This window comes from Streptomyces fulvoviolaceus (assembly GCF_000718165.1).
GTDB classification, from domain to species: Bacteria; Actinomycetota; Actinomycetes; order Streptomycetales; family Streptomycetaceae; genus Streptomyces; species Streptomyces fulvoviolaceus.
Genome location: NZ_JOEY01000109.1, coordinates 1 through 13,407, shown reverse-complemented (window position 1 = coordinate 13,407; position 13,407 = coordinate 1). Strand labels below are relative to the sequence as shown.

Below are 13,407 nucleotides of genomic sequence, written 5' to 3'. Positions count from 1 at the left end.
CAGTGAAGCCCTGGCGGCTTGCTTGAGCCGGATGCGTTGAAAGGCGCACGTCCGGTTCTGAGGGGGCCGGGGCCCAGAGATGGGCCCCGGCTACCCGACCGCGACGAGGTCGAGTTGGTTTCCGGCTCACCTGGCGCGGGAGTGGGGGTTGTCGTCGGGTTCGTCATCGGGTGCGGTTCCTCGTGGTGCGGATGCGGTGCTGGATTTCGGCGGCCAGATCGACCATGGCTCTCGGGCCGTGGAGGACGTGGACAAGGGATTCGGCGCGGTGCTGGACGGGCCACTGGCCGCCCGGGGTCAGCACGGCTGCGTACAGGAGCTGGTGGCGTACGAGCACCTCCGCCCAGGCGGCGGCCTCGGCGGTGGACGGTGGGTGCATACGCGGGTGGTGACGGGCAGGAATAGCGGGTCCCTTCAGTGCGGGGGCGGTGGCCCGGCCAAGGCCGGGCCACCGGACGGATAGGCGGAAATAGGCTCCTGACCTGCTTGTTTGTGACCGGTAGCTGCACTCGGGGCAGCGGTCGAGGTGCCGGTTCAAGGCCCGCGCCATGTTCCGCTTCACCGACATGGCGTTCTTCGCGCTGGTCTTCGCCGGCGCGGATCCCTGGTGACGCTCGGCGTGAGCGTGCAGGAAGCGGATGTCCTGCTCGAAGCCGGCCTTGATGTGTGCGAAACGCTGGCAGGTCTTCATCGGGCCGTACTCCGTGCCGTGGTGGTGCCCGTCTCGTCTCGGAGCCGCTGCAGAACCGGCGTCAGATGCTCGTTCCGCCCTCCCCGGATCTGCTGGGCGCGCAGGATTTCGCGGAGTTGAACCCGGGTCAGCGACTCGTTGCCGTCCCGCTCCAGCAGCGCGGGCACGTGGGGACGGACCCGCTCGACCATCTCCTCGACGCTCAGCTTCGGCTGCTTCCGGGACCGTTGGGATTGACCTCCGCGCGGCCGGTTTCGGGACGCCCTCGCCTTCGGCGTCCGCCGTACGGGGACGGTGTGGGGACGGTCCCCGTTGGGTTCGGTCCCCGTTTCGGCGTCCGGGTGCTCCCGGCCCTCGTCCCCGATGGTGATGGCCGCCGGGGACGGGCCTGTGCCCTCCTGAGCAGCAGCTTCGTGCACATTTTCGGCACTGCCGCTCGCGCCGTCGTCGGGCTCCTTGGTCCCGGCGGGCACGGTGTCTTGGTCCCCGACTGCCGCCTCTTGGCCCTCGCGCAGCAGGCTCGAGCCGGACTCGGCGGCTCGGTCCCCGTTGCCGGCGGAGTCCGGGTGGGGACGGTCCCCGTCGGGCTCACGTCCCGTCCCCGGCTCCGCACGGTCCCCCTGTGTACGGTCCCCGATCGATGCGGTGCTTCGGGGACTGTCGCCGGGGACCGCGCTCACCCACGCAGTCGCCTGTGTCCCGTTCGCCGACGGAGTCGCGATCGACGGAGGGAGAGGGGACCGGTCCCCGTGATCGGCGTCCTGGTCCCGCGCGGGCTGAATCCAGGGCGACGGCAGGACCACGGTGGCGAGCGCCGTGGCGTGCCGACGGGCGGCCAGCTGCTCCAGAAGCGCGCGACGCTGCTGCGGGTCGGTGCCGACACCGGATCGTGCGAGAGCCGACTGGAGCCGCCGCGTGATCCGGCTGCCACGGCCGTTCTCACGCTCCTTCTCTGGTATCCCGGCCAGCTGGGAGGCCAGGGCCACGGCCCGTTGAGTCGCGCGGTCCTTGGTGATCTGCGCGGCATCGCGGTTGCGGGTGGCGACGCCTAGGCGCGAGAGGAGACGCTCCCGCACTTCACGTCCGAGCGTGGCCAGGAGCCCTTGGGAGGCGGCGTCCGGCTTGTGCAGCCGTAGCTCGATGCCCATGGCCAGGTGCCAGAGCACGGCCGCCATGACCGGGCCGACGAAGGCCCGCACGGTGCCGCCCACCGTGCCCGACTCGGCGTACGCCGGGATGACCTGCACCCCGGTGATCACCCAGACCAGGCCACCCGGCAGGCCGGGTGCTCCTTGGGTCTTCAGGTTCTGCCTGGCCATCAGCGCCGTCGCGAACAGCGCCAGCTCGGCCGCGCTGAACATCATGGCCCGCTCCAGGGCGCCGGCCATGTCGAGGTAATCGGCGGCGAACCGCCAGCTGGTGTCGGCGCTGTAGGCGGTGCAGTTGAGGGCGGCGAGGGCCGCGACCCAGACCGCGGGGGTGCCGGCGCGCGGGCCGCTCGCCCGGGTCCGGTTACGCCGGATCGACCATCCGCCGAGCACCAGGGCGAGCACGCCGACGGTTGCGACGAGGTGGACGGGCTCGATGCCGGAGAGGAGGGAGGGCATGGCGATGGGGTGAGTCATGCGGCCTTTCGGAGAGCGGCGATCAGGGCGTGGGTCTGCGCCTGGCGGGGCACCTGTACCGGTGAGGCGGCGTCCTCGGCGGCTTCGTCCTCGTCGTACTCGTCGTCGGCTGCCTCGGCCGGGTCGACTTGCCCCCAGTAGCGGTCGCGGTCGGCGACGGCGTGTGCGGCGTTGCGCATCAGGTCGCGCGCCCAGTCGAGGTCGAGCCGCAGTGCGTAGGCGAGGCGCTCGGGGCTCCAGCCGCGTACGTAGGCGTGGCGGGTGACGGCGTCGCGCTCGGCGTCGCTGAGGTGGACGTCGCGGCCTTCGAACGCGGCCCTGACGCGGCTGTAGTCCAGGCGCTTGTTGACTCGGGCGTGCCAGGGGCGCCGCTCGTCCTCGGTGAGCCCGCCCCACATGCCCTGGCGGATCTCGTTGTCGAGGGCGTAGTCGAAGCACGCCTTCTTCACCGGGCAGTTGCCGCATATCGCCTTGGCCGCGTCGATGGCCGCGCGGTCGCGGGCCGCGTGGAAGAACAGCTCGTCGATCTCCTTGACCGGCAGGCCGTGGCACAAGCCCCGTTCCTGCCAGGTGTGGTCGGCGATGCCCCGGATCGTCGGGGGCGGGGTGTCGTTGGTGGTGATGTCGCGCATGACGGTCTCCGGAAGTCGCCTCGGTGGGTGCGGGTCGCTCGGCACCGGTGGCGGGACGGGGTGCGGCGGGCGCTGCGAGGCGGGCTCGGGGTACGGCGTGGGGCCGTACCGGAGTCGGAACGTTTTGGTGGAGAAGGGGGCTGCGGTCAGGCGGCGGATGCCTGCTGGGCCTGCGCAGCCAGGGCACGGTCGATGCGGCCGGGGTGGGCCGTGACGCGCGGTGCGTTGCCCCGGGCACTTCCGTCGAGGCTGATGCGACGGCGGCGGCAGGGCTCGCCCTTGTCGGCGTGACACCAGTCGCACGGCACGCTCAGGATGTCGGGTCCTCCGGCGGCGATGGTGGCTTCGCGGGCGGCGCGGGCCGGGCGGTAGGGGGCCAGCTCGGCGCGCACGGCCGGCGGGATGTAGGAGCCGACAGCGGCCAGCTGGTCCTTGAGCCCCGGCCGGTGTCGCCCCGCGGTGATCCCGCGGTGAGCCGAGGGTGCGGCCACTCCCGCAGCCACGGCATCTCGCGCCGCCAGCAGCTCCGCCCGCCAGGCTTCCGGATTGTCCGGGTCGGCCGTGGGGGTGGGGTCGGTGTGCCGGGCCAGACGGTCGCGGCGGTGCGCCTGCCATTCGCGGGCCACATCGGCCGGCAGGATCGGGTACGGCGAACTCACGATGCGCTTGCGGACGATCTCGCGGACGTCCCAGCCCTGGCCGGTGGCCATCGGGACGTCGCCGAGCAGCTCGTGCCACATGGCGAGCTGGTCGCGGGCCTCGCCCGCGTCGGTGCGGATGGTGCGCGGGTCCAGGCGGCCGACATAGGTGAGCACGGCAGCAACTTCGCGGCGGTCCAAGGTAGTTACTCCGTTCCAGTCGGTTCATCGACGGCAGCGAGCAGGGCGGCCATGTGCGCGTCGGCGCGGGTCATGCCGGCCTGCGGCGCGGGAGTGCCGCCGGGCAGGGCGTAGAGGTTCGGGCGCTGGGGGGCGGGGCTGTGCTCGCGGGCGATCCAGGCCCGCCAGTCGGCAGCCCAGGCGGCGGCGGAGCGAGCGCTCCAGGTGCTGCGGTGGTGGCGCCACTTTGCGTCAGCGGCCTGGACGCCGTGCTCGCCGAGGCGGGCGAGATGCCCCTGCTGCTGAGCCCAGGACAGGCTCGCGTCGTCTACCTGCCAGTCCGCGGCGGAGGTGAGGTCAGCAGCACCACTGCTGCTGTACCTACGGTTCACCTTCGGTTCACTACGGTTCTGGGGGTCAGGTTCAGACCCGGAGGGGGGTTGGATTCTGACCCGGGGAGGGGTCAGGTTCTGACGAGGGGGTGCAGATTCTGACCCGGTCAGATCCTGACGACGGGGGTCGGATTCGGACCCCGTCTTCGGCCAGATGCCGTGCTTGCGCAGCCGTTCGTCGTCCAGCTCGGGTACCGGGTCGGCGTCCGTCAGGGGCTCGACGTACGCGCCGGGGTCGTCCTCCCGGGCCGCCGCGACCTTGGCCAGCCATGCAGCGGCGCGCGGGAGCCGATAGACCGTGCTGTGCTGCGGGCCGCCGAGGTCGTCGAGCACCTCGAGTTCGCCGCTCTCGGCCAGCGCGACCAGTGCGCCGCGCACGGCGTTGCGGCTCGCGTTCGTACGCTTCATCAGCGAGGTGAGGGACGCCCAGGCGACGCACTGCTCGTCGGGGATCCGGTCGGCGATCGACAGCAGAACCAGGCGCGCGTTTCCGCGGCTGGCGCTGTACTCCCACGCCCATTCGCGGGTGTCCCGGCTCATCGGGTCACCGCCCAAACGGGCCGGGCGCTGGGGGCCGGCTCCGGCGCGAGGGCGCCGGGCAACCGGTACGCGTCCAGGGAGCCAGGCGGCGAAGCGAGGACGGCTGCCGCGCGAGCCGGGGACACCGGCCCTTTGCGCAGGGCAGGCGGCATGTAAGACTCTCCTCCGTAGTGAAACCCGCGCCGGTGTGCCTCGTAGGAAAGGACCGGTGCGGTGAAGGTGGGTAAATCTCCGCCCTTGCCGGGGCAGGAGTACCATTTGGCGTTCGGCGTCCGGGAGTTACCGCTCCTTGGACGCCGTCGCTGTGTTCCGGGCTATCTCACCCGGCTGGATCGTGCGTTCCGCATCTGGCTCCTAGCGTCGTCTGCCGCCGGGCGGGGAACCCGGCGAGGGACGACGAACATATGCAGGACCTGCAGCAAGATCCAGACCTTGCTAAAGGACTCTCTACAAGTCGCACCGCAGGGCGGCGGCACCTGCGCGTACGTGTGGAGGCAGCGGGCCGCGACACAGGCAGCAGGCTGATCGCCCCGACGCACTCGGAGATGACCCTCACAGCACCCCCTCGTATCTTGTGCCACAACGCGGCGCAGCAGCGAACCGTGTTGGTTCGGCGGCGCCGACCATGACGGCGCGCTCGGCGCTACTCGCCATGCCGAGGCAGTCGGCGGCGTTCCGCCGACTGGTGTCGGGGATGTGGGCGAGGGCAGCGACCCGCACTGCCTGCGGAGACGGCTGTGCCGTTCCGGCGCGGGCGCGGCCGCGCAGAGTCAGCCGTCCGTCCACGAGCATGGCGAGGACTGGCCGCGCATGGCAGTGCCCGAATGACCCGACGGAAATGCTCGCGCGGGCATCGCGAAGGGGATCGAGCCTTCCCACTGTTGCCTCTGCGCCTTCCATTCGAAGATCAAATTCGTCCTGTAATTACAGGCGCAACTAATATCGCTAGGTACAGGTGACGCGCGTCACGCATGCCATACACGCCTATCGGTAGAAACGGACAGACCGTCCCGAAGGGTGGACGTGCAAACACGGGAGGCGTTTGCGAGGTAGAACTTTCCATACGCAAGATCGGTGCGTCAACTGAGGTTAATCGCGGAGTACAGTGGCTGAACCCCCGTTAAGCCACACGCCTTGGAAAGGATCATGAAAGAGCCAGCAGAGGAGCCGACGAGTCTTCACGCGAAGAAGCTCAGTGACCGGCTCAACCGCCTGTTTGAAGTGGTGCACCCGCCCGGCCGCGGCCCGTACAGCAACTCTGAAGTGGCCGAGCTGATGGCCGAGCGAGGGCTCGAAACCGTGACGTCCACCTACCTCTGGATGCTGCGCACCGGCCGCCGAGACAATCCGACGAAGCGTCATCTCGAAGCCCTGGCAAGCTTTTTCGGTGTGCCTGCTGCCTATTGGTTCGATGATGAGGTCGCCGAAAAGACCGCGGAGGAACTGAAGTTGCTGGAATTGCTCCGCGATTCGAAGATCAAAAACGTGCTCCTTCGTCTGTCTGACGTCTCGGCGGACGGAAAGGAAGCGGTACTCGGTCTCGTGGACGGCGTACGAAAGATGGAGGGGCTGCCGCCCTCCAACTAGCCGCATTCCGGCTATGGTTCAGAAAATGATCAAGGAATGACAATGTGGTCCACGGGTAGGTGGCGCCAGGATGACCCCCTGGCCGCGCTGGAGCTCCCCGACGTCACGAACATCCGAGACCTTTGCGACGAGGTCTCCCGTCGTACGGGGCGCGAGGTGATCCTGCAGCCCCAAGAGCAGGCGCCGTCGGTCTGCGGGGCATGTGCGGTCCTGGAGGCCGTCATCTACGTGTTCTACGACCCGCGGACCAGCTGCCTGCATCAAGATCAGATCATCGCTCACGAGTTCATGCACCTGTTCCTCGGGCACCACGAGGCCCGCCCGCTGTCCGCCCTGGCGCCGGCGCTCATCACCACCATGGACCCGGCCATCGTGCAGATGATGCTGGGGCGGACCAAGTACGACGACGCAGAGGAGCACGAGACCGAGCTCCTCGCCTCGCTTCTCCAGCGCCGGATCATCGACCGGTGGCTGCGCAGCGACGAGTCCTCCGGCGACGAGGTCCAGGACCGGGTCGCGCACACCCTGCTGCGCAGGCGGGAGGCCCGACCGTGAAGGACCTGCTCCACCCGATCAGCCTCGTGGTCGCCATCCTCGGATTCCTCTGCCTCATGAGGGATATCCCCGCCCGTCGCCGCGATCCCGCCACCACGGCCCTGGCCTCCGTCTTCCTGCTGTCGGGCCTGTCCTTCCTGTTCTCCATCACCCCGATGTGGAACTACCTCGACCGCGTCCTGGGCACCGTGAACCTCTCCGTTCCCCTGGCCCAGGGCTGCGTGATCGCGCTGATCGCCTGCCAGCAGGTGGTACTCACCTACTGGGGATCGCCCCCGGACATCGCCCGCAGGAGAGCGCGGGCCTGGCTAGGCGCCGGCCTCGCAGTGTTCGCGGGGCTGCTGGTGCTCTTCGCCCTGCTGACGCCGAGCGCACCAAGGCCGATCGACTTCACGTTGTACTACGCGCACGACAACACGTACGCCGCGTACCTGACCCTGTACGTCACCGCGTACACGATCGGCGAGGTACTCCTCGCCCGCGGCTGCTGGCGCCTGGCCCGGCGCAGTAAGCGCACCTCCGTCCGCGTCGGTCTGCGGGTCGTCGCCCTGGGCGCCATCGTTACCTTCGGATACAGCGGCGTGCGGACCGGCAACGTCATCGCGGGCGCCTTCGGCATCTCCCTCGCCGGCTGGGAGAACTTCGCCTGGACGTGCGGCGACGTCGGCGCCATGCTCACCCTGATCGGGTGGCTGGTGCCCACGATCACCGACCAGGCCAAGAACGTCCAGTACCGGTTCAGGCAGTACCTCAGCTACTACCGCCTGCGCCGCCTGTGGCTGGCCTTCTACAGCGAAGCACCCGAGATCCGCCTGCCGGTCGACCAGGGCGACCCTGCCCAGAGCCGCCGCTTCCGCAGTATCGGGTTCAAGCTCTACCGACGGGCGGTCGAGATCCGCGACGGCCGCTTCGTGATCCGTCAGTACCTCGAAGCGAGCGTCCGTGAAAGCAGCGAAGCCCACCACAGGGTGCGAGGGCTCTCGGGCGAGGAACTGAACGCCGCTGTCTCTGCCGACCAGATACTCGCCGGCATCGCCGCCCGCAAGACGGGCGAGCGTCCACATCCCGACCGGCTCACCGACTTCGCGGATACCGCCCCCGAGACCAGCCAGCCGATGGACGACATCGACGCCCTCCTCGCCGTCGCCCGCCACCTTCCCCGGCAACCTGCCCGCACCCCCCACCCCGAGCGAGCCTCCGCATGACCGACCTGACCCGCCAGCCCGCGCACGTCCAACTGCGCGCCCTGGAACGCCGCGAGATCTCCAGCCGCGAGCTGCTCGACCTCCACCTCGATCGGATCGACGCCAGCACCCTCAACGCCGTCATCACCCGCGACGACGACGCGGCCCGGCAAGCCGCTCACACCGCCGACGAGCGCCGAGTCCGCGACGAGGCCGGTGGCGTCCTCGACGGCCTCCCGATCACTATCAAGGACAGCTTCGAAACGGCCGGCCTGCGCACCACCAGCGGAGCCCAGGAACTGGCGGACCACATTCCCGACCAGGACGCCGACGCAGTCGCGCGACTCCGCCACCAAGGCGTGGTGATCATGGGCAAGACCAACACCCCCGCCTACTGCCAGGACCTCCACACCGACAACGCCCTCTTCGGCTCCACGCTCAACCCGCACGACCCAGCGCGGACGGTCGGCGGCTCCTCCGGTGGACCTGCCGCGGCGGTCGCCGCCCACCTCACCCCCGCCGACCTCGGCAGCGACCTTGCCGGCTCGCTGCGCCTGCCGGCCCACTACTGCGGGGTGTACGGACTGCGGCCGACACACGGACTCGTCCCGGCCCGCGGCCACATTCCCCGGCCGCCGGGCTGGCTCACCAGCAGCGACATGGTCACACCGGGCCCCCTGGCTCGCCACCCTCGAGACCTCGACCTGCTCCTCACCGCGCTCACCGCACCGGCACCGGCCGAGGACACACCCTGGCACGTAGACCTGCCGACGGCCAGCAAGGGCATCGACCAACTGCGCATTGCGATCTGGGCCGAAGACCCGAACTGCCCCGTCGACCACGAGACCGCACAGGCCCTCATCACCGTTGAGAAGGCGCTGATCGCAGCCGGAGCCCTGGTCCGACACACACCCGGACCTGTTGGCTTCGCCGACTCCACGCGCCTGTTCGAACAGCTTCTGCATGCCACCGCGACGGCCACCACCAACGACGAAACCGCCGACACTGAGCTCGCCGCCGCACGACAGCTGCAGGACGACGACTGCAGCCGTCGCGCGATTTTCCTCCGCCACCGGACCCAAACCCACCGTTCCTGGCTGCGCGCGAACGAAGAACGCGCCCAACTCCGATCGGACTGGCAGCGGTTCTTCACGGAACACGACGTCCTCGTCACACCGGCCGCACCCACAGCCGCGATCCCGGCAGGCAGTCGCACCCTCGCGGTCGGCGGCCAGGAACAGAGTTTCTTCGACCAGACTGGCTGGGCCAACCTCACTAGCCACATCGGCCTCCCCAGCCTGGTCGTACCAGTGACCACGACCACCCAAGGGCTGCCCATTGGCATCCAGATCATCGGTCGGCCGTACGCGGACCGTTCTCTGGTTGCAGTGGCGGACGGGCTTGCGTCCTTGCTTTGTGTCTCTGAGTGAGAACGCAACCGTCGTTCCTGTGCTGGATGCCGCCTCGGCCTGCCGACGACCTTTGGGAGGAGTACTGGCTGATGACCCACTTCCGGGGATGGATAGTGGTTGTCTTCGAGCCAGGCGCCGGGTGGCCGTGGGCTCAATGAGCTCGCCCGGGCTGCCTGCCGGGAGTGTCCCGAAGGCGCTGGCCGACGCCTTCCAACAAGCCGAGCTGGACGGCCTCCTGGCTGGAGCCGTACCAACATCGGCGCCATGACCGAAGCCAACGGCCGCCAGATTGACCTCACAGGGCTCGCGGGATCGAAAACCATCCGGCCCCGACAGGTGACAGTCAGAGGGCAGTGTGAGCGATCACGGAATTTCGTAATTGCCAAAGGTCTTTGGGAGTTCTGGTTGGGCGGTCGGTGGACATCCGGGCAGGCGGACAGCTTCTGTCCTCGCTGGTGGACATGTGATTTCCGGGTGGTCAGTTCAGAGGGATCACTCCCTTCCCGGCGATGGCCTCGGGGAGTCGGTGCGAGTCGCCCTTGGTGGGGACGAGATGTGCGTGGTGCAGGAGCCGGTCGCGGTGGCGAGTGTCTTGGGCACGATCGAGTCGAAGCCTGAAGGGTGGATGTTGCTGGTGACGGCCACGGACCGGCGTTCGTAGGCGGCATCCACGATGCGGTAGAAGGCTTCGGCGGCGTCCTGCCCGGCGGGCAGCATGCCGATGTCGTCGACGATGATCAGGTCGCTGCGGCAGATTCTTGAGACGGTGCGGGCGGTGGACCCGTCGACTTTCGCGCGGCCGACCGTGGTGCTCAGCGATTCCAGGGTGAACCAGGACACCCGCAGGTCCTTCTCGATCGCCGAGTGCGTAAGGGCCTCGGTGAAGTGGGACTTGCCGGTGCCGGAGGGACCGGCAAGGACGAGGTTCTCGGCCCGGCTGATCCACTCCAGCGTGTTCAGCGCCTGCTGGGTGGGTTCGGGGATGGAGGATTCCTCCGGTCTCCAGGACGAAAACGTCTTGCCGGTGGGAAAGTTGGCGGTCTAGCGGCGCATCCGGCGGCCGCGTCGCGTCCAACGACCTCCTCGTTCAGACACTCCGTCACGGTAGCGGCAGTGTCGGCGAGTGTGACGACCTCGTACGGATTGTGTTCCCACACCTGGAGGCGGTGCGGGTGGAGCGAGTGTGGGTGGCAGCGCGTTCGACGAGGTGAAAGTCTCAATTGTCCGGCGCCCTACTGCCTAACCGCCCATCCTGGACGCATGACTTCCACCGATCCCGCCAGAGCGAACGAGCCGCCGACAATCACGGCGGTGACACGACGTGACATCTTCAAGTACCTGCGCGGGATGTCGCGACCCTGGTGGGGCCAAATGGACGAGGTCACGTTCCTGGAGGGCCTCTACGACCTAGACCGACCTCCAGCCGGCAACAGCCAGCTTCCGACTGTCCGCGCCGCTATCCAGCAGCACCGGTTCAACAACGAAGACCTGCCCGACGACTGGATCTTCGAGGACCCCCGCTTGGAGCTCTCCCACGGACCGGACGAGGTACTGCTCACCTTTCTGGCACGGATGGTCCATCCTGAAGTGGCGGCTGACGTCGAGGAGGCTATAAAGCACGTCGAGGAACTGAACTTGCTTCTGGCGCCGGACGGATGGGGCCTGCGCCCGTACGAGTTCCTCTCGGGCCGCCCCCTGTGTAAGCCGGTACGAGTTCCGCCTAGAGGCCCGTTGATCCCGCTGCCGCTGGAGGAGGAGGACACGGGCAAGCTCGACCTGGTCCTCGGCCAGGCTTTCAGTCTCCTGGACTGCGCTGGCGAGGAGACCCCACGCGACCTGCTCCGCACGGCGGTCCTGACCCTCCGCCGTGATGGCGGCTTCTTCCGTCCCATACCTGGTGACGGTTGGACGGCTGACACCTACGAGGCGGTCCTGACGGTGGAGCGCGAACTTCTGCCCACCTGCACCCCGGGGGCGAAGGAGGTGGTCTGGCGGACGTTGCAGTCCGTGCTAACCCAGCTCGGGCGCATCGACGTCCAGGACCTTGTGGTCGAAGGCGACACCCGGCCGCTGCCCAACATCCCACCGGACTGGCGGACCCAAGCCGCAGCGCCCGCTACCCCCATCGTTCGAGGCTTCCGACTCCCCTTATCCACCACCGAGTTCGATGTCACCAGCAGGGACTTCACCGACCTAGAGATCCGCGGTTCGCAGGACAGCAGCGGGTTCCACTACCTCTATGACACCCGCGCACGCCGGATGATCACTGACTTCGTCCTCGACGACCGGCCGCAGGTAGCGACCTTGTGCAGCGTCACCATCATTAAGAAGGGCGACACCTTCACGCCGAGGATCAAGCTCTGGAAGAAGGACAAGAAGAAGGCTGGGGAAGTCTCCGCCACGCAGAAAGTACCTGAGACCGGGACCACCCGGGCCGTCAAGGCGCTCGTCGACACCGGGGACGTCCACGAGAACTTCTGGAAAGTCATCAACTTCCTGCAGGGCTGCACCGGCCTGAGCACACCCGGCAGTTCCCTCCAGCTCGTGGCTGGCGACGAGGCCCAACTGGCCCAGCTGCTGACCGGCCAGGACCGGACGACGGTTCTCGGTGCGGTCAGGACAGCCATCGGCGGCGGGCTCACAGAGGAGGACATCCGGCTGATCAGCAACCGCAAGGAACAGCTCCAGAGGTTCGAGCGACTGCTGACCGATCCGGACTACTTCCGGCAGGAGGAGAGCCTGGCAACGACACGCGGGGCGGAGGCGGTCTGGCAGGCCTTCTTCGAGGCGAATCAGTGGATATTCGGCTACGGCCTCAACCTCATCGCCTGCGAATCCATCAACGACGGCAAACTGGAACGCATCACCACCGGCGCCAACATCTTCGGCGGAGCCGGGAAACGCATCGACGCCATCATGCGGTCCAAGGGCCTGATCAGCAGCATGCTCTTCTGCGAGATCAAGACCCATGACACCGAACTGCTCTCCAGGACCCCGTACCGCGCGGGCGTCTACCAGGCATCCAAGGAACTCGGCGGCGGTGTGGCGCAGGTGCAAAAGACGGCCAGCAAGGCCCAACAGCTCATCTCCAGCCAGTTCCTCACCCGGATCTACGAGGAAGACGGCACCCCGACAGGCACCGAACTGTCCACCACCCGCCCGCGACAGGTCGTGGTGATCGGGAGCCTGCGCGAGTTCACCCACAACGGCGCCGTGAACCCGGAGAAGATGAGCTCCTTCGAGCTGTACCGGACATCCATCCAGGACGTCGAGGTAATCACGTTCGACGAACTCTACGAGCGGGCCTGCTTCATCGTCGAGGATCACTGAGGCGGACCGCTGCCAGGGCGCTCGCCGACACTGCCACTACCCGTGACGGAGTGTTACCGGCGCACGGGGGCACATCCCGGCTTCACGGAAATCTTGCCAGGGCCACGTGCACTTGTACGCGGACAACCAGCAGGGGCAGTGACGGACAAGGCGGAACTCCGACGCCGATCGCCTGAGCAATGGTGAGGGATGGTGTCCCGCCGTGGTGTAGCAGTCCGGGTCGTCCTGCTCCGGTGATCGATGCTGCGGCGAGCGCTGGAGTGAGCCCCTCGGCGGCATTCCTGCCGCTCGTAGCCGAGCGAGCCGCGCCCCGCCGAAGCGTCGCCCACGGCAGGGCGTGTGTCCTGCGGGGTCGTAGGCCCGGCGGCTCCACATCGCTTCGCGAGACGCGACTCATCCGGCGCCTGATGGGTGCCCTCGTCCGGGCTGCCGTCGGCCGACTTCGGCCGTCCCCCTTCGGGGCCGAACGGCGCCCCCTGGGCGGCGGCTTGACCGCGACTGCGACACAGCATCGAGCCTCCGTTCGACGCGGAGCGGTTCAGTACTAGGCGCTGTTTCTCGGATCCCCTTACGTGGGTGGGGTGTTGGGGTCAGGCTGGCTGCATGGGACGTGGTGACCTGACGAACGCGGAGTGGGATCG

The 13,407-nt window shown here is 68.4% G+C and carries 11 protein-coding genes; 5 read left to right on the top strand and 6 right to left on the bottom strand.

Translation table 11 applies throughout. The annotated features are described in order from the left end of the window. Nucleotides 1-163: 163 nt before the first annotated feature. The 5 genes from IG08_RS0152195 to IG08_RS0152175 form a co-directional block, all read right to left on the bottom strand. Complete coding sequence (locus tag IG08_RS0152195) at nucleotides 164-379, bottom strand: hypothetical protein (protein ID WP_030621683.1); 216 nt, start codon at nucleotides 377-379, stop codon at nucleotides 164-166. 308 nt (nucleotides 380-687) lie between these two features. Next, nucleotides 688-2,316 (bottom strand): prolipoprotein diacylglyceryl transferase, encoded by a 1,629-nt coding sequence (locus IG08_RS0152190; RefSeq protein ID WP_030621681.1) that lies wholly within the window; start codon nucleotides 2,314-2,316, stop codon nucleotides 688-690. Beyond that, entirely contained in the window at nucleotides 2,313-2,948 is a 636-nt protein-coding gene (locus tag IG08_RS0152185; protein ID WP_030621680.1) for a WhiB family transcriptional regulator, read from the bottom strand. Before IG08_RS0152185 ends, IG08_RS0152190 begins: the two co-directional genes overlap by 4 nt. A gap of 146 nt (nucleotides 2,949-3,094) precedes the next feature. Continuing rightward, entirely contained in the window at nucleotides 3,095-3,787 is a 693-nt protein-coding gene (locus IG08_RS0152180; protein WP_030621678.1) for a zinc finger domain-containing protein, read from the bottom strand. Between the two features lie 5 nt (nucleotides 3,788-3,792). After that, nucleotides 3,793-4,698 carry a hypothetical protein gene (locus tag IG08_RS0152175; protein WP_030621676.1) on the bottom strand — a complete coding sequence of 302 codons (906 nt, stop codon included), beginning with the start codon at nucleotides 4,696-4,698 and terminating at the stop codon, nucleotides 3,793-3,795. Nucleotides 4,699-5,844: 1,146 nt separating this feature from the next. Here IG08_RS0152175 and IG08_RS0152170 point away from each other — a divergent pair. The 4 genes from IG08_RS0152170 to IG08_RS0152155 are packed head-to-tail and all read left to right on the top strand — an operon-like array spanning nucleotide 5,845 to nucleotide 9,454. Beyond that, nucleotides 5,845-6,285, top strand: coding sequence for a hypothetical protein (locus IG08_RS0152170; RefSeq protein WP_052425335.1), 441 nt, complete (start codon nucleotides 5,845-5,847; stop codon nucleotides 6,283-6,285). Between the two features lie 42 nt (nucleotides 6,286-6,327). Beyond that, on the top strand, nucleotides 6,328-6,840 hold the full coding sequence (locus IG08_RS62250; RefSeq protein WP_234343233.1) for a hypothetical protein: 513 nt from the start codon (nucleotides 6,328-6,330) through the stop codon (nucleotides 6,838-6,840). Then, nucleotides 6,837-8,045 (top strand): MAB_1171c family putative transporter, encoded by a 1,209-nt coding sequence (locus IG08_RS0152160; protein WP_030621671.1) that lies wholly within the window; start codon nucleotides 6,837-6,839, stop codon nucleotides 8,043-8,045. Before IG08_RS62250 ends, IG08_RS0152160 begins: the two co-directional genes overlap by 4 nt. Continuing rightward, nucleotides 8,042-9,454, top strand: coding sequence for an amidase family protein (locus tag IG08_RS0152155; protein WP_030621668.1), 1,413 nt, complete (start codon nucleotides 8,042-8,044; stop codon nucleotides 9,452-9,454). The genes IG08_RS0152160 and IG08_RS0152155 overlap by 4 nt, the downstream gene beginning before the upstream one ends. A gap of 474 nt (nucleotides 9,455-9,928) precedes the next feature. On the opposite strand, the gene IG08_RS58580 is transcribed toward IG08_RS0152155, so the two are convergent. Continuing rightward, nucleotides 9,929-10,420: an ATP-binding protein gene (locus IG08_RS58580; protein ID WP_338060207.1), complete on the bottom strand. Its 492-nt coding sequence runs from the start codon at nucleotides 10,418-10,420 to the stop codon at nucleotides 9,929-9,931. A 141-nt stretch (nucleotides 10,421-10,561) separates the two neighbouring features. Between IG08_RS58580 and IG08_RS0152145 the strand changes: the two genes are divergently transcribed. Beyond that, complete coding sequence (locus IG08_RS0152145) at nucleotides 10,562-12,766, top strand: Shedu anti-phage system protein SduA domain-containing protein (protein ID WP_234343232.1); 2,205 nt, start codon at nucleotides 10,562-10,564, stop codon at nucleotides 12,764-12,766. Nucleotides 12,767-13,407 lie beyond the last annotated feature (641 nt).

Bases quoted from the DNA above. Each gene is read 5' to 3' on its own strand.
- IG08_RS0152170 (WP_052425335.1), top strand. From the start codon at position 5,845: ATGAAAGAGCCAGCAGAGGAGCCGACGAGTCTTCACGCGAAGAAGCTC.
- IG08_RS0152185 (WP_030621680.1), bottom strand. From the start codon at position 2,948: ATGCGCGACATCACCACCAACGACACCCCGCCCCCGACGATCCGGGGC.
- IG08_RS0152175 (WP_030621676.1), bottom strand. From the start codon at position 4,698: ATGAGCCGGGACACCCGCGAATGGGCGTGGGAGTACAGCGCCAGCCGC.
- IG08_RS0152195 (WP_030621683.1), bottom strand. From the start codon at position 379: ATGCACCCACCGTCCACCGCCGAGGCCGCCGCCTGGGCGGAGGTGCTC.
- IG08_RS0152155 (WP_030621668.1), top strand. From the start codon at position 8,042: ATGACCGACCTGACCCGCCAGCCCGCGCACGTCCAACTGCGCGCCCTG.
- IG08_RS62250 (WP_234343233.1), top strand. From the start codon at position 6,328: ATGTGGTCCACGGGTAGGTGGCGCCAGGATGACCCCCTGGCCGCGCTG.
- IG08_RS0152190 (WP_030621681.1), bottom strand. From the start codon at position 2,316: ATGACTCACCCCATCGCCATGCCCTCCCTCCTCTCCGGCATCGAGCCC.